At 72.5% G+C, this 24,228-nt stretch carries 23 protein-coding genes and 1 tRNA gene; 7 read left to right on the top strand and 17 right to left on the bottom strand.

Annotated features, from left to right (window positions below; genetic code table 11):
• Window positions 1-12 precede the first annotated feature (12 nt).
• Window positions 13-684, top strand: a complete 672-nt coding sequence (locus VIG76_RS14005) for a DedA family protein (RefSeq protein ID WP_414640652.1) — start codon at window positions 13-15, stop codon at window positions 682-684.
• Between the two features lies 1 nt (window position 685).
• Here VIG76_RS14005 and rdgB read toward each other — a convergent pair whose 3' ends face one another.
• The 4 genes from rdgB to VIG76_RS13985 are packed head-to-tail and all read right to left on the bottom strand — an operon-like array spanning window position 686 to window position 3,063.
• On the bottom strand, window positions 686-1,273 hold the full coding sequence (gene rdgB, locus VIG76_RS14000; protein ID WP_331955211.1) for an RdgB/HAM1 family non-canonical purine NTP pyrophosphatase: 588 nt from the start codon (window positions 1,271-1,273) through the stop codon (window positions 686-688).
• A complete protein-coding gene (gene rph / locus VIG76_RS13995; protein ID WP_331955209.1) occupies window positions 1,270-2,004 on the bottom strand; it encodes a ribonuclease PH in 735 nt (244 codons plus the stop codon). The genes rdgB and rph overlap by 4 nt, the downstream gene beginning before the upstream one ends.
• Window positions 2,001-2,852: a glutamate racemase gene (gene murI / locus VIG76_RS13990; RefSeq protein ID WP_331955207.1), complete on the bottom strand. Its 852-nt coding sequence runs from the start codon at window positions 2,850-2,852 to the stop codon at window positions 2,001-2,003. Before murI ends, rph begins: the two co-directional genes overlap by 4 nt.
• 40 nt (window positions 2,853-2,892) lie before the next feature.
• Window positions 2,893-3,063 (bottom strand): hypothetical protein, encoded by a 171-nt coding sequence (locus VIG76_RS13985; RefSeq protein WP_331955205.1) that lies wholly within the window; start codon window positions 3,061-3,063, stop codon window positions 2,893-2,895.
• Between the two features lie 296 nt (window positions 3,064-3,359).
• Between VIG76_RS13985 and VIG76_RS13980 the strand changes: the two genes are divergently transcribed.
• Window positions 3,360-4,643, top strand: a complete 1,284-nt coding sequence (locus VIG76_RS13980) for a nicotinate phosphoribosyltransferase (protein ID WP_414640651.1) — start codon at window positions 3,360-3,362, stop codon at window positions 4,641-4,643.
• Between the two features lie 15 nt (window positions 4,644-4,658).
• On the opposite strand, the gene VIG76_RS13975 is transcribed toward VIG76_RS13980, so the two are convergent.
• The 5 genes from VIG76_RS13975 to VIG76_RS15220 all read right to left on the bottom strand — a co-directional run bounded on the left by VIG76_RS13975 (window position 4,659) and on the right by VIG76_RS15220 (window position 9,259).
• Window positions 4,659-4,925, bottom strand: coding sequence for a DUF3039 domain-containing protein (locus VIG76_RS13975; protein ID WP_331955201.1), 267 nt, complete (start codon window positions 4,923-4,925; stop codon window positions 4,659-4,661).
• Between the two features lie 35 nt (window positions 4,926-4,960).
• The gene (locus VIG76_RS13970; protein ID WP_331955199.1) at window positions 4,961-6,529 is read right to left on the bottom strand and encodes an ABC transporter permease; all 1,569 of its coding nucleotides are present in this window, start codon (window positions 6,527-6,529) and stop codon (window positions 4,961-4,963) included.
• 157 nt (window positions 6,530-6,686) lie between these two features.
• Window positions 6,687-7,172, bottom strand: a complete 486-nt coding sequence (locus VIG76_RS13965) for a C40 family peptidase (RefSeq protein ID WP_331955197.1) — start codon at window positions 7,170-7,172, stop codon at window positions 6,687-6,689.
• Window positions 7,173-7,340: 168 nt separating this feature from the next.
• Window positions 7,341-7,736: an NUDIX hydrolase gene (locus tag VIG76_RS13960; RefSeq protein ID WP_331955195.1), complete on the bottom strand. Its 396-nt coding sequence runs from the start codon at window positions 7,734-7,736 to the stop codon at window positions 7,341-7,343.
• Window positions 7,737-7,765: 29 nt separating this feature from the next.
• The gene (locus tag VIG76_RS15220) at window positions 7,766-9,259 is read right to left on the bottom strand and encodes an ATP-binding cassette domain-containing protein (protein ID WP_414640649.1); all 1,494 of its coding nucleotides are present in this window, start codon (window positions 9,257-9,259) and stop codon (window positions 7,766-7,768) included.
• Window positions 9,260-9,416: 157 nt separating this feature from the next.
• On the opposite strand from VIG76_RS15220, the gene VIG76_RS13950 reads away from it, so the two are divergent.
• Together VIG76_RS13950 and VIG76_RS13945 are read left to right on the top strand one after the other, a co-directional pair.
• Window positions 9,417-10,238 carry an ABC transporter permease gene (locus VIG76_RS13950; protein WP_331955193.1) on the top strand — a complete coding sequence of 274 codons (822 nt, stop codon included), beginning with the start codon at window positions 9,417-9,419 and terminating at the stop codon, window positions 10,236-10,238.
• Window position 10,239: 1 nt separating this feature from the next.
• A complete protein-coding gene (locus VIG76_RS13945; protein ID WP_331955191.1) occupies window positions 10,240-10,977 on the top strand; it encodes an ABC transporter ATP-binding protein in 738 nt (245 codons plus the stop codon).
• Between the two features lie 27 nt (window positions 10,978-11,004).
• Here VIG76_RS13945 and VIG76_RS13940 read toward each other — a convergent pair whose 3' ends face one another.
• The gene (locus VIG76_RS13940) at window positions 11,005-11,451 is read right to left on the bottom strand and encodes a hypothetical protein (protein WP_331955189.1); all 447 of its coding nucleotides are present in this window, start codon (window positions 11,449-11,451) and stop codon (window positions 11,005-11,007) included.
• 114 nt (window positions 11,452-11,565) lie between these two features.
• On the opposite strand from VIG76_RS13940, the gene VIG76_RS13935 reads away from it, so the two are divergent.
• Window positions 11,566-12,315 carry a hypothetical protein gene (locus VIG76_RS13935; RefSeq protein ID WP_331955187.1) on the top strand — a complete coding sequence of 250 codons (750 nt, stop codon included), beginning with the start codon at window positions 11,566-11,568 and terminating at the stop codon, window positions 12,313-12,315.
• Here the strand turns inward: VIG76_RS13935 and VIG76_RS13930 are convergent.
• Both VIG76_RS13930 and VIG76_RS13925 read right to left on the bottom strand, forming a co-directional pair.
• The gene (locus tag VIG76_RS13930; RefSeq protein WP_331955185.1) at window positions 12,312-14,195 is read right to left on the bottom strand and encodes an amylosucrase; all 1,884 of its coding nucleotides are present in this window, start codon (window positions 14,193-14,195) and stop codon (window positions 12,312-12,314) included. The two genes, VIG76_RS13935 and VIG76_RS13930, sit on opposite strands and share 4 nt — an antisense overlap.
• A gap of 92 nt (window positions 14,196-14,287) precedes the next feature.
• Window positions 14,288-15,769: a S1C family serine protease gene (locus VIG76_RS13925; RefSeq protein WP_331955183.1), complete on the bottom strand. Its 1,482-nt coding sequence runs from the start codon at window positions 15,767-15,769 to the stop codon at window positions 14,288-14,290.
• Between the two features lie 121 nt (window positions 15,770-15,890).
• Between VIG76_RS13925 and VIG76_RS13920 the strand changes: the two genes are divergently transcribed.
• Window positions 15,891-17,093, top strand: coding sequence for an aminotransferase class I/II-fold pyridoxal phosphate-dependent enzyme (locus VIG76_RS13920; RefSeq protein ID WP_331955181.1), 1,203 nt, complete (start codon window positions 15,891-15,893; stop codon window positions 17,091-17,093).
• A 111-nt stretch (window positions 17,094-17,204) separates the two neighbouring features.
• On the opposite strand, the gene VIG76_RS13915 is transcribed toward VIG76_RS13920, so the two are convergent.
• From VIG76_RS13915 to VIG76_RS13895, 5 genes are all read right to left on the bottom strand, one after another.
• The gene (locus tag VIG76_RS13915) at window positions 17,205-17,996 is read right to left on the bottom strand and encodes a carbon-nitrogen hydrolase family protein (RefSeq protein ID WP_331955179.1); all 792 of its coding nucleotides are present in this window, start codon (window positions 17,994-17,996) and stop codon (window positions 17,205-17,207) included.
• A 9-nt stretch (window positions 17,997-18,005) separates the two neighbouring features.
• Window positions 18,006-18,503 carry a DUF1003 domain-containing protein gene (locus tag VIG76_RS13910; RefSeq protein ID WP_331955177.1) on the bottom strand — a complete coding sequence of 166 codons (498 nt, stop codon included), beginning with the start codon at window positions 18,501-18,503 and terminating at the stop codon, window positions 18,006-18,008.
• Between the two features lie 165 nt (window positions 18,504-18,668).
• Window positions 18,669-18,742: transfer RNA gene (locus tag VIG76_RS13905), tRNA-Met, on the bottom strand.
• Between the two features lie 59 nt (window positions 18,743-18,801).
• Window positions 18,802-21,702 carry a UPF0182 family membrane protein gene (locus VIG76_RS13900; protein ID WP_331955175.1) on the bottom strand — a complete coding sequence of 967 codons (2,901 nt, stop codon included), beginning with the start codon at window positions 21,700-21,702 and terminating at the stop codon, window positions 18,802-18,804.
• Window positions 21,699-22,790 (bottom strand): YlbL family protein, encoded by a 1,092-nt coding sequence (locus VIG76_RS13895; RefSeq protein WP_331955173.1) that lies wholly within the window; start codon window positions 22,788-22,790, stop codon window positions 21,699-21,701. The genes VIG76_RS13900 and VIG76_RS13895 overlap by 4 nt, the downstream gene beginning before the upstream one ends.
• A gap of 57 nt (window positions 22,791-22,847) precedes the next feature.
• Here VIG76_RS13895 and VIG76_RS13890 point away from each other — a divergent pair, with 57 nt between their 5' ends.
• A complete protein-coding gene (locus tag VIG76_RS13890) occupies window positions 22,848-24,176 on the top strand; it encodes a zinc-dependent metalloprotease (protein ID WP_331955171.1) in 1,329 nt (442 codons plus the stop codon).
• The last annotated feature ends 52 nt before the right edge of the window (window positions 24,177-24,228 follow it).

Raw genomic sequence — 24,228 nt, 5'->3', positions numbered from 1 at the left:
GACGCCGTGCATCTGCACTCGCTGATCCCGTTCCTCGACCCCGCGCAGCTGATCCACTCGTTCGGGCCCTACGCGATCATCGGCGTCTGCCTGATCATCTTCGCCGAGACCGGTCTCCTGATCGGCTTCGTCTTCCCCGGCGACACCCTGCTGATCATCACGGGCCTGCTGTCGCGGCACGACGTGCACGGCCTCGGCGTCAGCATCTGGGTCGCGGCCCCCGCGATCGGCATCGCCGCCTTCCTGGGGGGCGAGTGCGGCTACCTCATCGGCCGCAAGACCGGTCCACGGATCTTCGAGCGGCGGGAGACCGGCCTCTTCAGCAAGGAGCAGGTGCAACGCACCAACCGCTTCTTCGACCGGTACGGGCCGCTCGCGGTGATCCTCGCCCGGTTCGTGCCGATCGTGCGGACGTTCGCGCCGATCGCGGCCGGCGTCGGCCGGATGCCGAAGCGGAAGTACACGCTCTACAACCTGATCGGCGCGATCGCGTGGGGCTTCGGGATCACGTTCCTCGGGTTCCTGCTCGGCGGCATCCCGCCGGTGCGCTACTTCGTCGTGCACTACATCGACGTGATCCTGCTGGCCGCCGTCGTGCTGAGCCTCGGTCCCACCGGGCTCCACCTGCTGTCGAACCGGCGGAAGGCCAAGCGGGCCGCGACCGACGAGCCCGCGACGGAGTGACTCAGGCGTCCAGCTGCGCCGCGAGCGCGCGGAACGCCGTGCCGCGGTGGCTCACCGCGTTCTTCTCCTCGGCGGTCATCGCCGCCGCCGACCGGTGCTCCCCCGACGGCTGGAACAGCGGGTCGTAGCCGAAGCCGCCGTCGCCCTCGGGCTCGCGCAGCACCTCGCCCGGCCACTCGGCCTCGACCTCGTACCGCTCATCACCGGCGACCAGCACCGCGGCGCAGACGAAGTGCGCCCGGCGATCCGCCTCGTCCGCCATCCGGCTGAGCAGCAGCGCGCGGTTGTCGTCGTCGCGTCCCGTGCCGGCGTAGCGGGCCGAATGGATGCCCGGGGCGCCGCCGAGCGCAGTGACGGCGATGCCGGAGTCGTCCGCGAGCGCGGGCAGCCCGGTGGCGGCGTTCGCGGCGGTCGCCTTGATGAGCGCGTTGGCGAGGAAGGTGGCGCCGTCCTCGACCGGCGACGGGCCGTCGTAGCCGATGAGCTCGACGCCGGGCAGCAGCGGCTCGAGGATGGCCCGCAGCTCGGCCAGCTTGTGGGCGTTGCCGGTGGCGAGCACGATGCGCGGGAAGCGATCGGCGGCGGTCACGACCCGGTTCCGAGGGCGTCGAGCTGCAGCGCGGTCAGCGCGGCCGTGCCGGCGACGCCGAGGTCGAGCAGGGCGTCGAGCTCGCGACGGTCGAACGGGGCGCCCTCGGCGGTGCCCTGCACCTCGACGAAGAGGCCGCGGCCGGTCGTGACGATGTTCATGTCGGTCTCGGCGCGCACGTCCTCGGTGTATGCCAGATCGAGCATGGGGACGCCGTCGATGATGCCCACCGACACCGCAGCCACGCTGTCGACGAGCGGCTGCGAGCGCTGCCCGAGGAAGCGCTGCTCGCGGCCCCAGGCGATGGCATCCGCGAGCGCGACGTAGGCACCGGTGATCGCCGCGGTGCGGGTGCCGCCGTCGGCCTGCAGCACGTCGCAGTCGAGGACGATCGTGTTCTCGCCGAGCGCCTTCGTGTCGACGACGGCGCGGAGCGCCCGTCCGATGAGGCGCGAGATCTCGTGGGTGCGGCCGCCGATGCGACCCTTCACGCTCTCGCGGTCGCTCCGCTCGTTGGTCGCGCGCGGCAGCATCGCGTACTCGGCGGTGACCCAGCCGCGGCCCTTGCCCTGCAGCCACCGGGGCACGCCGTTGGTGAACGAGGCGGTGCAGAGCACCCGGGTGCTCCCGAACGAGATGAGCGCGCTGCCCTCGGCCTGGCTGCTCCAGCCCCGTTCGATGGTGACGGGCCGCAGCTCGTCGGGGGCTCGGCCGTCACGGCGTTCGGTCATCGGGATCCTCCGTGTGAGGCGGGCGGCACGGGGATCGCGCCGGTGTGGACGAGGTCGACGGACGGCACCTCGGGGCCGAGGAACCGTCGCGCGAGGCGGAGGAAGGCGGCCTCGCTGGTGCCGGTGGCCTCGAACACGTGCCGCGGCGGGGTGGCGGCGGTGCGCAGCAGCCCGTGCTGCACGAGCTGCTGGTACACGTCGTTGGCGGTCTCCGCCGCGCACGAGACGAGCTCGACATCGGCCCCCATCACGTAGCGGATGGCGGACGAGAGCAGCGGGTAGTGGGTGCAGCCGAGCAGCACCGTGTCCACCTGCGCGGCCTTCAGCGGGGCGAGGTACTCCTCCGCCGCCGCGAACAGCTCCGGGCCGGTGGTCACGCCCGCCTCGACGAAGTCGACGAAGCGAGGGCAGGCGGCCTGCACGACCTGGATCGCCGGATCCGCGACGAACGCGTCGACGTAGGCGTTCGACCGCACGGTGCCCTCGGTGCCGATGACGCCGATCCGCTTCGTGCGCGTCTGGCGCGCAGCCGCTCGGACCGCGGGCAGCACGACCTCGACGACCGGGATGCCCGCGCCGATCGTGAAGCGCTCCCGCGCGTCGCGGAACATCGCCGCGGAGGCGGTGTTGCAGGCGATGACGAGCAGCTTCACGCCCTGGGCGACGAGGTCGTCGAGGACCGCGAGGGCGTAGGCCCGCACCTCGGCGAGCGGCTTCGGGCCGTAGGGCGAGTGGGCGGTGTCTCCGACGTAGAGGATCGCCTCGTTCGGCAGCTGGTCGAGGATCGCGCGGGCGACGGTCAAGCCGCCGACGCCGGAGTCGAAGACCCCGATCGGTGCATCCGTCACGGGCGGGAAGCCTAACGGTGCAACCGAGGGAGGTGCCTGGCTAGTGGTCGACGTCGCGGTGCTGGTGGGTGGCGACCACGACGAGGGTGACGGCGAAGGCGAGGAGCACGACGGCGACGACCGCTGCCGGCACGTAGTCCCAGAGGACGAACGAGGAGCGGTGCGCGGGCACGGCGAGGAGCCGGGCGGCGACGCTCGGGGATCCGAGCATGGGGGAATGGACCTTTCGGGGAAAAGGCTGCTGCACCGGATGGGTGGCCGGCGGAGCGCTCGGCGTGGGTGCACCGGGCGTCCGTCGAGCGTATGCAGCGGGGGTGGCGCTTCGGCAGTACCCAGTACGGGGGCGCCCGGCCTCGATCCCGGGCGGCTTCCGCCATTCCGGGCTACTTATCACGCCCGGAATGGCGGAACGCGCCCGGACCCCGTGGAGATGTCGGGGTCGGAGGGCGCACTCGGCGAGTGCGGCGCGGGCGTCCCTAGGCTGCTGCCGTGAGCAGCACCGCGCTGATGACCGACCGCTACGAGCTGACGATGCTGGACGCCGCGCTCGGCGACGGCACCGCCGACCGTCGCAGCGTCTTCGAGGTGTTCGGCCGCCGCCTGCCGGGCGGCCGCCGCTACGGCGTCGTCGCGGGCGTGGGCCGCCTGCTCGAGGCGATCGGGCGCTTCCGGTTCGATGAGGCCGCGCTGCACTGGCTCGGCAGCGAGCGGATGGTGTCCGACCGCACGCTCGAGTGGCTCGCCGACTACCGCTTCACGGGCTCGATCCGCGGCTACCGCGAGGGCGAGCTCTACTTCCCGTACTCGCCGCTGCTCACGGTCGAGGGCAGCTTCGCCGAGGCGGTGGTGCTCGAGACGCTGATCCTCAGCGTGCTGAACGCGGACAGCGCCGTCGCCACCGCGGCGGCCCGGATGGTGCAGGCCGCGGCCGGTAGGCCGGTGTCCGAGATGGGCTCGCGCCGTGCGCAGGAGCGGGCCGCGATCTCCGCCTCCCGCGCCGCGTACATCGCGGGCTTCTCGGCGACCTCGAACCTCGAGGCGGGCCGGCGCTGGGGCGTGCCGACCATGGGGACCGCCGCCCACTCGTTCACGCTGCTGCACGACTCGGAGGAGGACGCCTTCCGATCGCAGATCGCCGCGATGGGCGAGGGCACCACGCTGCTCGTCGACACCTACGACATCGCCGAGGGCATCAGGACGGCGGTGCGGGTCGCCGGCGACCGGCTCGGCGCCATCCGGATCGACTCCGGCGATCTGCCCGTCGTGATCGGCGAGGCCCGGCGGCTGCTCGACGCGCTCGGCGCGCACCGCACGCGCATCACCGTGACGAACGACCTCGACGAGTACGCGATCGGCACGCTCGGCGCCATGCCGGTCGACGCGTACGGCGTCGGCACGTCGCTGGTGTCCGGCTCGGGGCACCCTGCGGCCGGCCTCGTCTACAAGCTCGTGGAGCACACCGATGCGAGCGGCGCCTGGCGCCGGGTGGCGAAGCGCTCGAGCGAGAAGGCCGGCACCGGCGGCCGCAAGTGGTCGGTGCGGGACCTCGACGCCGAGGGCAGGGCGACCGCGGAGCGCGTCGTGATCGGCGGCGAGCCCGATCCGGGCACGGGCAGGCCGCTCACCGTCCCCCTGGTGATCGACGGGCAGCCGGAGGCCGGCTTCATGGGCGTGGCGGGCGTCCGCGCAGCGCGGGAGCATCACGCCGTCGTCATCCGGGAGCTGCCGCTCGAGGGCATGCGCCTCTCGGCAGGCGACCCGGCGATCCCGACGGTGATCCAGGACGCCTGACCGGACGCCGCGGCGTCAGCTGCGCAGGGTGTCGTAGATCTTCTTGCAGTCGGGGCAGATCGGGAACTTCTGCGGATCCCGGCCCGGCACCCAGACCTTGCCGCAGAGGGCGCGGACGGGCTTGCCGGTGACGGCCGACTCGACGATCTTCTCCTTCTGCACGTAGTGCGCGAAGCGGTCGTGGTCGCCGTCCTCGATCTGCTCGCCGTTGAGCAGCTCCTCGAGCTCGCGGTCGAGGGTCGAGGTGCCGCCGCCGGGGTCGGAGATGCTGTCGCGAGGCATGCGGCAAGGGTATGCCGCCCTCGGCTCGCCCGGTGTCACATCCGGACCGCGGACGCGAGGATCTCGGGGCCGCGGGCCTCGAACACCCGGGCGCCGAGCTGCAGCCCGACCGCGAAGACGATGGCGCCGATGGCGAGCCCGACGACGAACGACGCGATGAACCACCCGTCGGGGCCGATCAGGCCGAGCACGGCGAGCACGATCGCGGGGATCGCCGGCAGGAACTGGCCGAGGAAGGTGAGCGACTGCACCGCGGCCGTCAGCCCGCTGGAGGAGTTCGGCTGCTGGAACGGCGAGGAGCCGGGCTGGGGCACCGGATATGGCAGGCGGGCCGACGAGACCGAGCCGAGCCCCATGCCGGTGAGGAACAGGCAGCCGGAGACGCCGAGCAGCCCGAACCCGGCGACGAGGTCGCCGAAGATCGCCGCGCAGATGATCGAGCCGGCGATGAGCACGGGGACACCGACGACGATCACGGGCAGCAGCCGCCCGAGCCGGTCCGCCCGGCCGCGCACCCCGGCCGCGACGTGCAGCCAGATGGCGCTGCTGTCGTAGGCGATGTCGTTGTGCGAGACCCAGCCGAGGAACAGCGCGATGATCGGCATCGGCAGCAGCGCGAGCACGGGGCCGGGCACGCCGACGAAGCCGAGGACCAGGATGATCACGATCGGCGTGATCGGCACGACGAGGATGCTCACCCGGTACCGCACGTCACGGCTCCAGTAGGTGAGGCTGCGCGCGGCGACGGCCCAGCCCGGTGTGCTCGGGAGCCGACCGAACCAGCCGAGGCCGCTGTACGACTGCAGCCGGCCGTGCCGCGTCGGCGAGACGAGGGTCTTCGCGACGAGGGCCCGCCAGGCGAGGGCGAGCAGCCCGACCGTCGCGATCGCCTCGAGCAGCTGCAGGAGGCCCGTGGCGTGTCCGGCGGCGATCGTCGCCGGAGCGGCCCAGGAGGCGCCGAGCGGCGTCCAGCCGAGCACCGCGGCGACCACGGCCCCGTCGTGCGCGCCGGCGGAGCCGATCCGCACGGTGCTGAGCAGCACGATGACCGGCGAGAGGATCACGAGGCCGACCACCGCGACGCCGGCGAGCGCCTCGCGGGACCGGCGCGTGGCGAGCAGCAGCCCGGCGGCCGCGGCGCTGATCCGCGCGACGAGCACGCAGATCGCGATGGTGCAGGGCGCGGCGAGCAGCGCGACGACGAACGCGCCGGGCGACCGCGCCCAGGTCACGAGGGTGGCGAGCGACACGAGGGTGATCACGATCGACGGGATGGAGACGAGCGCCGCGACCGCGAGGGCGACCGCGAGCCGGGTGCGATCGACCCCGAAGAGCGCGAAGCGGCGCGGGTCGAGGGTGTCGTCGACGCCGAGCAGCAGCGGCACCACGAGGAAGCCGAGCACGGTCAGCGAGCCGCCGATCACGACCACGGGCCCGGTGACGGCGACGGAGACGAACCGGAGCCCGATCAGCGCGATGACGGCCAGCAGCGTGACCGCTCCCCCGTAGAGCAGGCCGATGGCGATCCCGACGACCTGCCAGGTGCTGCGGCGGAAGGCGTTCGCGGTCAGCTGCAGCTTCAAGCGGAGGAACTGCGCGATCACCCTACAACACGCCTCTGATCAGGTCTTCGGTACCGCGGGAACTTCGCGGGGCCTCAAGCCTACTGGCGGCGCCCGACGGGCCTCTGAGGAGGGCGGGTCCGCTCGACGTCAGGAGCGAGCGAGGCCGCCCCCGCGCGGGGATGCGCGTCGAACCGCCTCAAGGGTTGGCGACGTTGGAGAGCAGGTCGCCCTTGCGCACCTTCACGAGGCGGACCTTGGCGCCCGCGTGGGGCGCCTCGATCATCTTGCCGCCGCCGGCGTAGATGGCGACGTGGTAGACGTCACTGGTCGTCCCGTAGAAGAGCAGGTCGCCGCGCAGGACGTGCTTGAACGTGCGCAGCTGGTGCTTCGCGCGGGCGGAGCGGTACTGGGCCGTGGCCGAGTGACCGCCGATGCTCTTCTTCGCGGCGCCGTAGGCGCGCATGGTGAGGCCTGAGCAGTCGAACGCGTTCGGGCCGGCGGCGCCGTAGCGGTAGGCGTCGCCGAGCTTGTGCTTCGCGTAGGCCAGCGCCGTCAGCCGCGCGGGCGTGTGGTGCGCGGTCGCCGCCTCAGCGGCGGGCGCGGCGGCCACGGTGACGGCCGGGGCGACCACGAGTGCGGCGGCGAGGGTGAGGACACGGACCTTCGTGACGAGGGATCGCAAGATGAGCAGCTTCCAGTCGGGCCGCCCGGCGAGCGCGCACGGGCGTGCGGCAGCGCCTCCGCGGCCGAGGGCGGGCAGCGGCGGAGAGAGGGGGGCGGCGGTGTGATGGGCGCCTGCGCGGTCCTGGCTGACCGGCGACCGGTGGAAAGTAGCAGCACTTCCGTCAGGTCACAAATCGGTAACGCGTGGGCGCGGCGTGTCGAATGCGCGGACCTGGACGGGTGTGCGGCAGTGGCTGACCGTCAGCGATGCACGTTCGAAGCGCCACCGCTGCGCGACCCGAATGTGCGATCGGTGCACCCCGCATGCCCGCTCGGCGGCCGACTGTGGAGGGCGTTCGGAGCCTCTCCTCACCTCGAGGTCGCAGGGCCGGCTCGGCGGCTCGACCACGACGCCGACCTCCTCCTCGAGCTCCCGGGCGAGCGCCTCGCCGTCGGACTCGCCCGGCTCCACGTGACCCCCGGGGAAGTCCCACCGGTCCGGGTCGTGCACCTTCTCGACGACGCGATGGCAGAGCAGCACCCGCCCGCCGCGGATCAGCACCCCGACCGAGACCCGTGGCATCCGTCGCACTCCCCGGGGTCAGCGCCCGGTCAGTCCGAGAAGCTGTGCAGCCACTCCAGGCCCTCGGCGGCCTTGCGACCGCCTGCGAGGTCGACGAACCGGTCCTCGAGGCTCTGCTCGCCGCGCACCTCGTCGACGGTGCCGGCCGCGAGCACCTGCCCGTCGATGATGATCGCGACGTGGTCGCAGACCCGTTGGATGAGGTCCATCCCGTGGCTGGAGAGCACGACCGTGCCGCCTGCGCGCACATAGCGCTGCAGGATCTCGACGATGTTGGCCGCGGAGACCGGGTCGACCGACTCGAACGGCTCGTCGAGCACGAGCAGCCGCGGCGAGTGGATCATCGCGCAGGCCAGGGCGATCTTCTTCGTCATGCCCGCGGAGTAGTCGGCGACGAGACGGCCGGTCGCGTCCTCGAGGCCGAACGCCTGCACGAGGTCCGCGCTGCGCTGCCGCACGGTCGCGGCGTCGAGCCCGCGGAGCACCCCGGAGTAGTGGAGGAGCTGCGCGCCGGAGAGCCGGTCGAAGAGGCGGAGCGCGTCGGGCAGCACGCCGATGGCGCGCTTGGCCCGCTCCGGCTCCTTCCAGACGTCGATGCCGTGCACGTGCACGCTGCCGGCGTCGGGCCGCAGCAGCCCGGTGATCATCGACAGCGTGGTGGTCTTGCCCGCGCCGTTCGGGCCGACGATCCCGTAGAACGAGCCGGGCTGCACGGTGAGGTCGATGCCGGCCACCGCGAGGGTGGGGCCGAACCGTTTCGCGAGCCCCTCGATCTTCAGCACCGGCCGCGTCTTGAAGCGGGCCGTCGACGAATCGGATGCGGCGGCCGCCGGCGGGGGCGCCTGCTCCGCCACGGGTAGCAGGGTCGTCGGCTCGTCGTCGGGCACGGCGAGGAGTTCGGTGGTCCGGTCGGCTGCGGCGACGGCGGGCTCGGACTGCAGGGTCGGCTGGAGCTCCCTGGTCGGCCCCTCCTCGGCCGGGGGAAGCTGCTCGGTCCGGGTCTCCTCGACCTCGCCCGCCGCCGCCGCGGGAGCGGGCCGCGCCGCGCCGGCCTTCCCGGAGCGGTCCCGCACCGTGTCGGCCGCCTGGTCGGCCGCGGCGATGCGGCGGGCCGGGGCCCGCGTGCTCGTTCGCTTCGGGGGCGCCTCGCCCGGTGCGGCCCCGGCCCGGCTCGCGGCGGTGCCGGCCTTCGCGGCGCCGGTCGTGCGCTTCGCAGCGGTGGAGCCGGAGCCCGGCTTCGCGGCCGGAGCCTTCGCCGTCGCGGCCTTCGCGGCGCCGGCCCTCGTGGCCACCGCCTTCGCTCGCGCGGGCCGCTCGGGGGACGCCGCGTCGCCGGTCGCCGCCTTCGCGCGTGCGGGCCGCTTCGGTGCGGTGGGCGGCTCCGCAGCATCCGCTGCGACCGCCGGTTCCGCCGGGACGGGCGGCAGGGCGGACGGCGCCTCCGGGGCGGCGGGCGACTCCGGCGCGACGGACGCCTGCTCCGGATCGCGGTCCACGGGGTCCGACTCGGCTGCAGGGGTCACACGGGCACGGTAGCAACCGAGGCCAGGAGGCGTCCGGGCGCGCCGACGGGTGAGCCGTCCCCCGACGGGCCCGTCGATTAGCATGGCGTCCCGGCGCTCCGCCCACGCCGTGCGCCCGATCCGTGCCGGATCGCCCCCTCGACACGTGAGGATCTCCGTGACCGCAGCCGTGACCGCGCCTCGCACCGTGCGTGAGTCGCGGCGCCCGGGCTACTGGACGCGGTACCGCCACGCGCTCTGGCTGCTCACGACCCGCGACCTCAAGGTCCGCTACACGACGAGCGCCCTCGGCTACCTCTGGTCGATCATCGACCCGCTGCTGATGGCCGGGATCTACTGGTTCGTCTTCACGCTGATCATCCCGCACGGCAAGGCGGGGCAGGAGCCGTACATCGTCTTCCTGCTCTCGGCGCTGCTGCCCTGGACCTGGTTCAGCGGCAACGTCTCGGACGCGACGAAGGCGTTCCGCTCCGAGGCGAAGCTGATCCGCTCGGTGAAGATCCCCCGGAGCATCTGGATCCTCCGCCAGATCGCCTCGAAGGGCATCGAGTTCCTGATCAGCCTGCCGGTGATCGCCTTCTTCGCGCTCATCACGCAGAAGGCGCCGGTGCTCGAGGCCCTGGTCTACCTGCCGCTGGCGCTGATCCTGCAGATCACGCTGACGGTCGGGATCAACCTGATCATCGCGCCCGCGTCGGTGTTCCTCCGCGACCTCGAGCGGGTCGTGAAGCTCGTCACGCGCCTGCTCTTCTACGGCGCCCCGGTCATCTACTCGTTCAGGCTCGGCAACCCGACCCTGCACTTCCTCTACGGGCTCGACCCCGTCGTCGGGTTCCTCGAGCTGTACCGCGCCTGCTTCTTCCCCGAGGTGCTCGACTGGGTCTACGTGCTGGAGGCCGCGATCGTCTCGCTGATCCTGCTCGCGGTCGGCACGGTCGTCTTCCGGCGCAGCGTGCCCCGCGTCCTGAAGGAGATCTGACGTGGCCGCGCCCGTCATCTCGGTCGAGGACGTCGGCATCCGCTTCAAGCGGAACCGGCAGCGCACCCGCAGCTTCAAGGACCTCTTCGCCAGCGGCGAGCGCCGAGCGAAGCCCGACGAGTTCTGGGCGCTCCGCAACGTGTCGTTCGACGTGCAGCAGGGCGAGTCGATCGGCGTCGTCGGCCGCAACGGCCAGGGCAAGTCGACGCTGCTGAAGCTCGTCGCCGAGGTGATGCTGCCCGACGAGGGCCGCGTCGCCGTCCGCCGCGGCGTCGCGCCGCTGATCGAGATCACCGGCGGCTTCGTCGACGACCTCTCCGTGCGCGACAACATCTACTTGTCCGCCGGCCTGCACGGGAAGCGCAAGGGCGAGATCGACGCGGAGTTCGACGACATCATCGAGTTCGCCGAGATCAAGGACTTCGTGAACACCCCGTACCGGCACCTGTCCAGCGGTATGAAGGTGCGCGCGGCGTTCAGCGTCGTGTCCCGGATGGACGAGCCGATCCTGCTCGTCGACGAGGTGCTCGCCGTCGGCGACCGAGGGTTCCGCAACAAGTGCTACGCCCGCATCGAGGAGATGCTCGACGAGGGCCGCACCCTGTTCTTCGTCTCCCACAACGCCGGCGACCTCAAGCGGTTCTGCAAGCGGGGGCTCTACCTCGACAAGGGGCGCCTGCAGTTCGACGGCGGCATCGCGGAGGCCTTCGAGCGGTACGAGGGCGACTACTCCGGCTGACCTCCCTGCCGGCCGCCTGGCTGGACGTCAGCGGGCGGGCAGGGGGCCGACGGCCGCCTGCACGGGCACGTAGTTGCCCGGCTGCGCCGGATCCTCCTGCAGGTGCACGAGGTGCGTCGAGCCGGTGGCGCTCGCGACCGGGGTGCCGGCGCCCCCGACCGTGCCGCCCTCGAGCAGGCTGGACACGTCCGCAGCCGGCAGGTCGAGGCCGTACCGGCCCGCGAGCGTGCGCTGCACCGTCGTGTGCTCGTCCCCGAGCAGGCGGAAGCCCTGCGCCGCGGCGAGAACGCCGGGCACGATCGCGACCGCGGCGAGGACGAACGCCCCGATCACCAGCGCCCGGCCCGAGCGACGCCGCAGCAGGAGCGGGCCGAGGATGACCGGCGCCGCGACGAGCGCCGTCGCGACCAGGAACCAGCCGAGCGCCGGGATGAAGGCGTCCGTCTGGGCGGGACCGAAGAACGGGATGGGCACACGACTCCTCAGGACGCTCGGGGGCGCGACCGCCCGACGCTAGCACCGGCATGAATCCCCGACCGGGCAGGGGGCACGGCGATGTGCCAGGACCGCTTCCTTAGGATCCGGACCATGGCGAAGAAGATCCCCGACCTCGATCCCGACCGGCTCCAGTCCGGGTGGACCAAGCAGGGATTCGACCGGCTGCTGTCGGTCCAGCGGCCCGCGGTGCTCGCCCATCTGCGCGCCGTGCGGCGGGCGCGGCCGGACGCGAGCCCCGAGGAGATCATCCGCGTGCTCGAGCGGCGCTACCTCGCCGCGGTGACCACCGCGGGGGCGGCGGCGGGCGCAGCAGCGCTCATCCCGGGGGTCGGCACGGCGGCCTCGATCGCGATCAGCGGCGCGGAGACGGTCGGCTTCCTCGAGGCGAGCGCGCTGCTCGCGCAGTCGATGGCGGAGCTGCACGGCGTCGCGGTCGTCGACCCCGACCGCTCCAGCACCCTGGTCATGGCGCTCATGCTCGGCCCGTCCGGCGCGAACCTCGTCCAGCAGTTCGCAGGCGAGGCGAGCGGCACAGGCCCGAGCCGCACCGCCTACTGGGGCGAGATGGTGACCGAGCGGCTGCCGAAGCAGCTGCTCGGCAGCCTGACGGACCGCATCCGCAAGCGCTTCCTGCAGCGGTTCGCCACCCGGCAGGGCGCCTCCGTCGTGCTGCGGGCGGTGCCGTTCGGCGTCGGCGCCGTGCTCGGCGGGAGCGGCAACCACCTCGCGGGCCGCAAGGTGGTCGCCTCCGCCAGGAACGCGTTCGGTCCCGCGCCGGTCGCCTTCCCGGAGAGCATCGAGCGGAGCCGCACGGCGCTCGCGGACGCCGAGGGCCGCTAGACCTGCAGCCAGAGGAACTCGAGCGGAGCGAGCTCGAGGTCCGCCCAGAGCGTGGTCTCCGCCTCGGTGATGAGGTCCACGGCGGTCGCGGGCAGCGCCGAGAGCGCCTCCGCGGGCACGACCTGCGGGGCGTCCGACATGTTCGCGAGCACCAGGACGGTCTCCGCGGCGCCGGGCCGCTGGTAGCCGAGCACGTGCCGGTTGTGGGTGTGGAAGCCGATCAGGGCGCCGCCGGCGAGCTCGTCCGTGGCGCGGCGGACCGCGATGAGCCGGCGGAGGCCGCGGTAGATCGTGCCGGCGTCCGTATCCGGGTCGTTCCGCTGCGCGTAGCGGTCGGCGGGGTACGCCGGCCGATGCACCCAACGGCTGTCCCCGGCCCGGTCGGGGTCGGCGAGGTAGCCGTAGTCGTTCAGCTGCCCGACCTCGTCGCCGAGGTAGATGAGCGGGATGCCGCCGGTGGACAGGGCGATGGAGTGCGCGAGGAGGATCCGCTGCGCGGCGCCGGGCTCCCCCGACTCGAGGCCGGCGAGCGAGGCGGTCGTGCCGGACACCCGCGCGTCCCCGGTGCGCGGGTTCTCCTGGAACGGCACCCCCCGGGCGAAGCTGCCCGGGAACCGGTTCACGTAGAAGGCGTTCAGGAACCGCCGGTGCTGGAAGCCGTCGATCCCGAGCTCGGCGGCGTCCTCGTCGGCGAAGGTCCAGCCGATGTCGTCGTGGCTGCGCACGTAGTTCACCCAGGCGCAGGCCGGGTCGATCGCGTGCCGGCGCTCGAGCGCCTGCGACAGCATCGTCGCGTCCCGGGTGGCGAGCGCCTCCCAGGTCAGCGCCATCTGCAGCGGGTTGTAGGAGAGCTGGCACTCCCTCGGCGCGATGTACTCCACGACCTCGTCGGGATGCACGATCGCCTCGGACTTGAACACGACCGCGGGCGCCGCGATGCGGCAGACCGCGTTGAACGCCTGCAGCAGGAGATGCGCCTGAGGAAGGCTCTCGCAGGTGGTGCCGAGCTCCTTCCAGATGAACGCGACCGCGTCCATCCGCAGCACCTCGACGCCGACGTTCGCGAGGAAGAGCATCTCCCCCGCCATCGCGTTGAAGACCGCGGGGTTCGCGTAGTTGAGGTCCCACTGGAAGGAGTAGAAGGTCGACCAGATCCAGCGGCCGTCGGGCAGCTGCACGAAGGAGCCCCGGTGGTCGTCGGGGAAGATCTCGCGGGTCGTCCGCTCGTAGGCGTCGGGCATCGCGCGGTCGGGGAAGATCCGGTAGTACGCCTCGTACTCCGCGTCACCGGCGAGGGCGCGCTGCGCCCACTCGTGCTCGTTGCTCGTGTGGTTGAAGATGAAGTCCACGACGAGCGAGATGCCCGCCTGCCGCAGGTCGGCCGCGACGGCGCGCAGGTCGTCCATCGTGCCGAGCGCAGGGTTCACCTCGCGGTAGCTCGACACCGCGTAGCCGCCGTCGGAGTTGCGCTCCGGCGCCCGGAACAGCGGCATCAGGTGCAGCGCGGTGAGGCCGAGCTCCTTGCAGTACGGGATGCGCTCCCGCACGCCCGCGAGGTCGCCCGCGTAGCGGTCGACGTAGCAGACGCCGCCCAGCATCCGGTTCGACAGGTACCAGGTCGGATCCGCCTCCCGGGCCGCGTCGAGCGCGCGCAGCTCATCGGGGCGCTCCGCGGTCACCCGCGCTACGAGCAGGACCAGGTCGGCCAGCCGGTCGAGGCAGTCCGCCCGGTCCCCGTAGACCGACGTGTAGAGCTCGTAGAGCCGCGGGAAGTGCGTGTCGAGGCGACGGGCGAGCGTCGCGTCGATCGCGCCTGCAGCGGCCAGCGCGGTGTCGACGAAGGCCCGCGCGGCCCTCGCCTGCTGAGCGAGCGAAAGCATCCACGTCCCCGATCCGTCGTCGAGGAGCAGTCTATGAAGCGGGACCGCCTCCATCCGATGGAGACGGCCCCGCGTCGTGCTGGAACCGCCGCTCAGCCGGTGTAGGTGCCGAGCTTCACGGTCGCGGTGTGGGTCGTGCCGCCGCGCACGTAAACGACCTGGGCGGAGGACCCGCCGGCGAGCGCCCGCACCTGCGCGGTGAGGTCGGTCGCGCTCTGGATCGTCACGCCGTTGAAGCGGGTGATGATGTCGTTCGCCTGGATGCCCGCGGCCGCGGCGGCGCCGCCCCCGCTGACGGTCTTCACGAGCGCGCCGGCCACGGTGCTGCTCGCCGCGCTGGTCGAGTCCTGGACCGTCGCGCCGAGCAGGCCGTGGGTTGCCTTCTTGTCCTGGATCAGCTCGTCGGCGATCCGCTTGGCCACGTTCGACGGGATGGCGAACCCGACGCCGATGCTGCCCGACTGGCTGCCGGTCGACCCGCTCGAACCGGTCGAGGCGATCGCGACGTTGACGCCGATGACGCGCCCCTGGCCATCGAGGAGGGCGCCGCCGGAGTTGCCGGGGTTGATCGCGGCGTCGGTCTGGATGACCGCGAGCGAGATGCTGTTCGTCCCGGTCGTCGACCGGCTCTGGCCCTGGGAGCCACCGCCGTTGCCGAAGTTCCAGAAGTTGAACGGGCTGCTGCCGCTGTCGCCGCCGTTGCCGTTCCCGCCGCTCGTGTCGCCGCCACCGTTCGGCACGGCCGAGGACTGGATGCTGATGCTGCGGTTCAGGGCCGAGACGATGCCGGTGGTGACGGTGCCTGGCAGGTCGAGCGGGGCGCCGATCGCGATCGCGGTGTCGCCGACGTTCAGGGTGCTCGAGTCCGCGAAGGTGGCGGGCGTCAGGCCGCTCGCGCCCGTGAGCTTGATCACCGCGAGGTCGTTGACCGGGTCGGTGCCGACGATGGTCGCCTTGTAGATGTGGCCGTCCGAGGTGGTCACGCTGACGGTGCCGGAGGACGAGGCGCCGTCGAGGGTGACGACGTGGTTGTTCGTCAGCACGTAGCCGTCCGAGGACAGGACGATGCCGGATCCGGTGCCGGACTGGGTGGAGGCGTTCACCGAGATGGTCACGACCGAGGGCGACGCCTTCGCCGCCACGGCGGAGATCGCGGTCGCGGTCTTCGCGTTGTTGATCGTGGCGTTCGAGCCGCCGGTGGTGATCGTGCTCGCCGAGGTGGTCTGCTCGGCCGGGCGGATGGCGAGCGCGATGCCCGCGCCGGCACCGCCGCCGATCAGGGCCGCGACGACCGCCGCCGCGACGACGGGGACGAGCAGGCCGCGGCGCCGCTCGGGCGCACGGAAGGACGAGCGGTCGTCCGCACGGGCGGCGGACGAGTCCGTCAGCTCGGGGATGGGCCGGGTGGTGTCCGCGTCGCCGTCGGTGTCCACGGCGGCAGCCGGCGTCTCGTCGAAAGGCCGCGCGGCGATCCAGGGGTTCTCGGGCTCGCCTCGTGAGGCGCTGTCCGCCGCTCGGGGCGTGCCGGCGATGTCCGACGGGCCCTCGTCGGGCCGGTCAGTGCTGTCGGTCATGGTGCTCCTTCCAAGCGGCATCAAGCCTGCGTCCATCCCCTGTGGAGATCTTATGAAGACCCTGTCGCGCTCCTACGACAGCGCCGACGACCGAGTCGACCGCCTGGCTTAGGTTGAGACGGTGACGACGACCGGTCCGTGGCGCCGCGCGGCGGCCGGCGCCGGCCTGCTTGCGCCGGACGGCACGCCCGGCACCACCATCTTCGCCGAGATGAGCGCGCTCGCCACGGCGACCGGCGCGATCAACCTCGGCCAGGGGTTCCCCGACACCGACGGGCCCGCAGAGGTGCTGGCGGCGGCGCGGGACGCCATCGCTGCGGGACTCAACCAGTACCCGCCCGGCCGCGGCACGGATCCGCTCCGCCGTGCGATCGCGGCCCACCAGCAGCGCTGGTACGGGCTCGGGGTCGATCCGGAGCGGGAGGTGCTCGTCACCGCCGGCGCCACCGAGGCGCTCGCCGCGACGCTGCTCGCCCTCGTCGAGCCGGGCGACGAGGTCGTCACCTTCGAGCCGTACTACGACGCGTACGGAGCCCTGATCGGTCTCGCGGGCGGCGTGCACCGCACGGTGCCGCTGCGCTGGCCGGACTTCAGGCCCGACCTCGCCGAGCTCGATGCGGCGGTCACCGACCGCACGCGGGTGATCCTCGTGAACTCGCCGCACAACCCAACCGGCGCCGTGCTCGAGGCCGCCGTGCTCGAGCGGATCGTCGCACTCGCGATCCGGCACGACGCCGTCATCGTCACCGACGAGGTCTACGAGCACCTGCTGTTCGACAGCGCGAGGCACACGCCGATCGCCTCCCTGCCGGGCGCGGCCGACCGCACCGTCTCCATCTCGTCCGGCGGCAAGACCTTCAGCACGACGGGATGGAAGATCGGCTGGCTCACCGGGCCATCCGACCTGGTGGCGGCGATCGTCGCGGTGAAGCAGTACCTGACCTACGTGAACGGCGCCCCGTTCCAGCCGGCCATCGCCGTCGGACTCGGCCTGCCCGACGCGGTGTTCGCGGGGATCGCCGCGAACCTCGCCGCCCGCCGCGAGCAGCTGCTCGCGGGCCTCACCGCGGCCGGATTCGGGGTGTCGGTGCCGCAGGCGGGCTACTTCGTCGTCGCGGATGCCCGGCCGCTCGGCTTCACCGACGGCGCCGAGCTCTGCCGTCGCCTGCCCGAGCTCGCCGGCGTGGTCGGGGTGCCCGTCTCCGCGTTCTGCGGGCCGGCGCTCGCCGACGAGGTGCGGCCGCTCGTCCGCTTCGCGTTCTGCAAGTCGGAGCCGGTCCTCGCCGAGGCCGCTCACCGGCTCGCCGCGCTCGGCCGCCGCTGACCGCCGCCCGGATCGCGCCGTTCCGGAGAAACCGCACGACACGCCGCATCCGGCGCCTCGGGCACGGCGTGTCGCGCAGGAACTCCGGAACGGCGCGATGTGCGCGGAGGCTCAGCCGCGCGGGACGACGGCGTAGCGCCGGAGCGTCAGGGCCGGATTGACCTCCCGCGTCGCGACGACCTGCGCGGCCTCGACGGCGGCGATGCCCACCCCCCGGGCATCCCCCAACTCGGTGAGCACGTCGCCCTGCGGATCCACGACGAGGCTCGTGCCGACGCCGCCCGGCGGCACCTGCCCGGCGGCGGCCACGTAGAGGGTGTTCTCGATCGCCCGCGCCGTCACGAGGGTGCGCCAGTGGGCCACCTTGCGCGGCCCCGGCACCCAGTCGGCCGGCATGACGACCAGGTCGGCTCCCGCATCGGCGATCCGGCGGGTCACCTCGGGGAAGCGGACGTCGTAGCAGGTCTGCAGCCCCACCCGCACGCCGACGACGTCGAAGACCGCCGGCTCGTCGAGCGGCCCCGGCTCCACCCAGCGGCTCTCCGTTGCGCCGAACGCGTCGTAGAGATGCGTCTTGCGGTAGACGGCCAGGACGCCGGATCGGTCCACCGCGACGGCGGCGTTGCGGAACCGCTCCCCCGCGCGCTCGACGAGCCCGAAGACCACGGTGAGCTCGGCCTCCTCGGCAGCGGCGACCATGGCCGCCGTGAAGGGCCCGTCGAGGTCCTCGGCGTGCTCGGCGAAGCGCGGTCCCATCCGGGGCTCGAAGAACGAGCTGTACTCGGGGAAGGCGACGAGCGCGGCGCCGAGCGCCTGCGCCTCCGCAGCGAGGGACCGCATCGTCTCCGCGTTGGCGGCGGAGTCGGGACCAGGAGCGAACTGGGCGACAGCGACGAGGGGCATCGCCCGATGCTAGGCCGTCGGTCCAGCAGGGGTCGCGGTGCCGGATGGGGCGGAGCCCTGCTGGAGCCGGTGCAGCTCGACGGTCAGCCGGTGGATCTCGCGGGTGAGGATCGTGTTCTCGTCGAGCTCCTTCTCCTGCACCGTGAACTCGTGGTCGGCCTTCGCCTGCTGGAACGCCGACTGCCGGTTCTGCCCGATCATCACGAAGGTCGACAGGAAGATCGCCTCCAGCGACACGACCAGCGTCAGGGCCGGCCAGGGGCTCCGCTCGAAGACGAGCATCCACACCGCGAACAGCACCACGTGGATGTAGACGAACCGCATCGACCCGGCGAACGCGGTGATCGCGTCGGCGACCCGGAGCTGGATCTCCCCCGCGTGGCGCATCGCGAGGGCGACGACGGCCGGGTGGTGAGCGCTCCTGTTGGCCAGGATCTCCCGGCGTGACGCCCCGGACTGCGCTGCGTAGTGGCGGCGGCGGGTGCGTGCCGGCTGCGTGGCGGTCATCGTTCCTCCGTGCTGCGGCGCGAGCGGGCCGCGGCGCCACGGTGGCACGGCCGCCGCGCCGGATCGCGGAGCGACGCGCCCGGCGCTCCCTCCGGGCCGACGGGCGATGACACCACCGGGGAACGACGAAGGCCCCCGCCTGTCGGCGAGGGCCTTCGTACTCGGTTGCGGGGGCAGGATTTGAACCTACGACCTCTGGGTTATGAGCCCAGCGAGCTACCGAACTGCTCCACCCCGCGATGCGTTGATCACTTTACCACGGGTGCGGGGACGGCTCGGCGACCTGCCGGGCCGCGCGTCATCCGCCGGCGGCGATCGCCCGCTGGATCGCGGCCTGCAGCCTGGCATCCGCCTGCGCCGCCGCCACGAGATCCTTCTTCGCGTAGTCGGCCTGCCGCTCCTGCAGCGCGGCGTTCGCGTCCGCGAGGGCCTGCTGCAGCGCCTTGTTGTTCGCCGTGCTGGAGCCCGATCCCGATCCGGACCCCGAGCCGGTCGACCCGGATCCGGATCCGGTCGAGCCCGAACCACCGGTCGCCACCCCGCTGTCACCGGCGTTCGCGCCGGAGTTCCCGCCGAACAGCGAGTTCAGGGCTTCGTCGAGCGTGTTCTCGAACGCGACCTTGTTGCCGAAGCCGGCCAGCACCTTCTGCAGCACGGGGTAGGCGGTCTCGGAGTTCGAGGTGACGTAGACGGGCTGCACGTAGAGCAGGCCGCCGGCCTCGGGCAGCGTGAGCAGGTTCCCTCGGGTCACCTTCGTGCTGCCGCGCTCGAGCAGCGCGATCTCGCTCTGCGCCTGCGCGTTGAAGAGCGTCTGCTCCTGGCCCGGTCCCGCCACGTTCGTGTTCGCGGGCAGGACGAGGAGCCGCAGCTTGCCGTAGTCGGCTCGCGGCGTTCCGGTGGTCGAGCCGGCGTCGGCATCGACCGCGAGGTAGCCGGTGAGGTTGTTGCTCGAGTTCGACGACGTGGAGTTCGGGATGTAGGTCGAGTACAGGGTGAACGTCGAGCTGTTCTGGTCCGGCAGCCGCAGCGTGAGGTAGTAGGGCGGCTGCAGCTGCGTGGTCGACTGCCCGGTCGGCTCCGACGGCGGACGCCACGAGTTCTGGGTCTGGTACCAGGAGGTGGCGTTCTGCACGTGGTACCGGCCGAGCACGTATCGCTGCACCTGGAAGAGGTCCTCGGGGTAGCGCACGTGCGCCATCAGCGCGCCCTGCATGTCCGCCAGCGGCTTCACGGTCTCGGGGAAGACGTTCTGCCACGCCTTCAGCACCGGGTCCTGCGCATCCCACGCGTACAGGGTCACCTTGCCGGTGTACGCGTCGACCGTCGCCTTCACGGAGTTCCGGATGTAGTTGATCTGGTCCGTCGCGTACGGGGTGGCGCTGTCGGTCGAGTTCGACAGCGCGGCCGTGAGGCTCTGCTGCTCCGAGTAGGGGTAGCTGGACGAGGTCGTGTAGCCGTCGACGATCCACACGACGCGGCCCTGCACGACCGCCGGGTACGCGTCGCGGTCGAGCGTCAGGTACGGCGCCGCCTTCTGCACCCGGCTGATCGGGGCGCGGTCGTAGAGGATCTGCGACTTCGCGTTCACCGAGGAGGACAGCAGGATCTGGTCGGACTGGAACTTCAGCGCGTAGATCAGCCGGTTGAAGAAGGAGCCGACCGACGGGCCGCCGTTGCCGGTGAACGTCGTGGACTGCTGGCCGACGTTGCTGGCGTAGTCGAGCTCGATGGGCTTCGAGCCCTTCGGCGCGCCGACGATCGAGTAGGTGGGCGAGTTCTCGCCGAAGTAGATCCGGGGCTGCAGGCCGCCGAGCGATCCGGCCTCGGGGATGTTCGACTCGAAGAACACCGGCGTCCCGTCCGGGGAGCGCTGGTTGCCGTACGCAGCCACGAACCCGTACCCGTGGGTGTAGACGAACGCGTCGTTGAAGTCGGTGCGGTTCGCGCCGAGGCCGTCCTGGTTCAGCTCCCGGACGGCGACGACCGCGTCCTGGCTCTTGCCGTTGATCGTGTAGCGGTCGACGTCCAGGTTGTCCGGGAACTGGTAGTACTGCTTGAACTTCTGGAACTGCCCGAACGCCGGCGAGACCACGTTGGGGTCCAGGATCCGGATGTTCGCCGTCGTCTCCGCGTCCGCCTTGAGGGCGCCGGCCTGCGCGGTGGTCTTCGCGGCGTAGGGGATCTGCTGGACGTCGCTCGGGCTCACCCCGTAGGCCGTCTGGGTGGCCCTGATGTTGCGGGTGATGTAGGGCTGCTCGACGCTGCCCTCGCTCGGGTTCACGTAGAGGTTCCACATCGCCCACGGGAAGATCGAGCCGACGATCACCGCCGAGGCGATGAGCAGCCCGGTGGCGATCAGCGGCAGGCGCCACCGGCCGACGAACGCCGTGACGACGAACAGGATCGCGACGAGCAGCGCGATCACCGCGAGGATCAGCCGGCCGGGGATCACCGCGTTCGCATCCGCGTACGCCGCGCCCGTCAGCAGGCCGCCGGTGCTCGTGTCGTAGAGCGTCATGTACTGGTCGAGGAACAGGCTGATCGCCTGCAGGAGCAGGAAGACCGCGAACGTGATCGCGATCTGCACGCGCGCGGCGCGGGAGACCCGCACCTCGCGGCCGGAGATGCGGATCGCGCCGTAGAGGTACGAGGTGGCGATGGCGGCGAGCACGCAGACCACGAGCACGGCGGACAGGAAGCCGACCAGGCCGTGCAGCGCGGGGAGCTGGAAGAGGTAGAAGCCGACGTCGATGCCGAACTGCGGATCCGTCCTGCCGGCGGATCCGCCGTGCAGTGCGAGCAGCACCGGCTGCCAGCGGGTCGCGGCCGACACCGCGGCGAAGAGCCCGATCACCGCGGGGACGCCGATCATCACGAGGCGGCGCAGCGGCTCGATGACCTGCTGGTAGCGGTCGAGCTGCGCGGTCAGCTTCGCGTAGACGGGCCGGAGCCGGTACGCGAGCTGGATCGTCACGGAGACCGGCACCGCCATGCCGAGGAACCCGATCACGAACAGCGACGCGATCGTCAGCCACTCCGTGAGGAGCACGCGCAGGTAGCCGAGCTGGTCGTACCAGAGCACGTCCGCGTAGAGCCCGGCGAAGATGAAGAACCCGATGAGAAGGACCACCACGACGCCCGAGGTGATCGCGAGAACGGCCCTCCGGCGTCGTGCCGGCGCTGCTGCCTGCGTCGTCACCGTCCCGACCCTACCTGCGCGGAACACGTCGGGAGGCCCGCCGTCGAACCCCGCGAAGCCACCGCCTTCAGCACCGCCAAGGCGCCAGACAGGCGCTTCACCGAGTACACATGGAGGCCCGCAGGGATGTGGCCGACGACCTCGTCGCAGTTGCTCGCCGGGGCGAGGAAGACGGTCGCGCCGGCCCGCCTGGCACCGGCCATCTTCTGCACGATCCCGCCGATCGGCCCGACGGTGCCGTCGCCGCAGATCGTCCCGGTGCCGGCCACGTGCGCGCCGCCGATGAGCGAGCCGGGGGTGAGCTCGTCGATGATGCCGAGAGCGAACATCATCCCGGCGGACGGCCCGTCGACGTTCCCGAGCTGCAGCTTCACCGGGAAGGGGAAGCGGTAGGTGGACGAGGTCGTGATGCCGAGCAGGGGGCGCTTCGAGCCGTCGCCGACGTCGGTGAGCCGCGGGGCGACCTGCGCGGTGCGCGTGCTGCCGGAGCGCCCGAGCGTGATGGGGGTGCGGGCCGTGCCGTGGCCGAGCACGGCGTCCTGCAGCCCGCAGCTGTCGACGACGGGCCGACCCGCGAAGGACCTGACGACGTCGCCCGTCCGCACGACGCCCGCAGCCGCGGTGTCCTTGCCGACGGAGCGCACGGTGACGGTGCCCGTGACCGGGTAGCCGAGCTGCGTGAGCGCTGCGGCGACCGCGCTCTGCTGCGAGCCCTGCATCTGCGCCGCGCCCTGCTGGTCCGACTGCTGCTGGGTCAGCCCGACGGGGTAGATCTCCTCGAGCGGCGTGACCGACTGGGCGGGGTCGAACCAGCTGGCCGCGAGGGTCAACCAGGACGGCGTCCGCCCCGGGGAGCCGATCACGCTGACGGTGAGCAGGTCGAGGGCGCCCGACGTCGCGTAGGTGCGCCGGCCGGGCACCTGGATCACCGGCGTCGCCTTGCCGTCGATCCTCGTCGTCCCCAGGGTGTTCGTCACGGGCCCGGGCGACTCGATCACGTACGGCGACGGGAGCAGGGCCGTCAGCAGCACGAGCACCAGGGCCGCGATCGGGAGCACCGTGCGCCACGGGATCCGTCGAAGCCGCACGCCATCCCCTCCGAACCTCCGCGCCCCGTCCCGAAGCGCGCGCGCTAGCGTACGTGCATGGCCGAGACGCCGGACGAAGGGCCCGACCCGGATCTCCAGGAGATCCTGCGCCGGATGCTCGAGCAGGGCGGCAGGCCGGATGCGGCCGAGCTCGCGAAGGCGATGGGGCTGCCTGGCGGTGCGGCGGGCCTCGAGCAGCTGATGGGGCGGCTCCGCGACGCGGTGCAGAACCCGGACGGCACGGTCGACTGGTCGATCGCGACCGACCAGGCGGTCTCGGCGGCGGGGGCCGGATCCACGACGCCGACCGACGCGCAGGCGGCGGGCGTCGACCGGGCCTTCACGGTCGCGGGGCTCTGGCTGGACGAGTCGAGCGGCTTCGGCGCGCTCCCCGACCAGCCGAAGGCGCTGACCCGCACCCAGTGGATCCGCGCGACGATGCCGTTCTGGAGCCAGCTCGCCGAGCCGGTCGCCACGCGGATCGCCGAGTCGCTCACGCACGTGTTCACCGAGCAGCTGCCCGGCGAGATCGCCGGAGCCATCCCCGACGCGGGCCGCGTGCTGCGCAGCGTGTGCGGCACGATCTTCGCCGCCCAGCTCGGCGCGGTCGTCGGCGGACTCGCGAGCGAGGTGGTGTCGGGCGGCGACGTCGGCATCCCGCTGCTGCCCGACGGCCACGCGGCGCTGCTGCCGCAGAACGTCGCCGACTTCGCGGCCGGCCTCGACATCGACGAGCAGGAGGTCACCCTCTACCTCGCGGTGCGGGAGCTCGCCCACGCGCGCCTCTTCCGGCAGGCGCGCTGGCTGCGCCTCAACCTGACGAGCGCCGTCGGCGACTTCTCGAAGGACCTCTCGATCGACGTCGACCAGGTGCAGTCCTTCGCCGCCGACTTCGATCCGACCGACACCGACCGGCTGCGCGAGGCGTTCTCGAACGGCGAGCTCATCCCGCCGAAGACCGAGGCGCAGCTCGCGGCGCTCGGCCGGCTCGAGACCGTCCTCGCCCTCGTCGAGGGCTGGGTCGACGTCGTCACCGCCGAGGCGACGAAACGGCTGCCCCGCGCGGATGCGGTGGCCGAGACCGTGCGCCGGCGCCGGGCGACCGGCGGCCCGGGCGAGCAGGCGTTCGCGACGCTCGTCGGCCTCGAGCTGCGGCCGCGCCGGCTGCGGGAGGCGGCGGCCATGTGGCGGCGGATCACCGACGCCGTCGGCGTCGAGGCGCGCGACTCGCTCTGGTCCCACCCCGACCTGCTGCCGACCGCCGCGGACATCGACGACCCCGACCGGATCGTCGCCCGCCTCACCGGCGGCGGCGAGCCCCCGGACGACGTGGACCGCGAGATCGAGGACCTGCTCCGCGGCGACGACCCGCCACCGCCGGTCTGATCCGTCCGCCCCGAGGGGCGGGCTGTGGAGAACCGCTGCGGGCCGGCGGAGG

This window comes from Amnibacterium sp., assembly GCF_036559085.1.
Classification (GTDB): Bacteria; Actinomycetota; Actinomycetes; order Actinomycetales; family Microbacteriaceae; genus Amnibacterium.
Note: the sequence above shows the minus strand (reverse complement) of the source record. Positions and strands in the feature narration are given on the sequence as shown.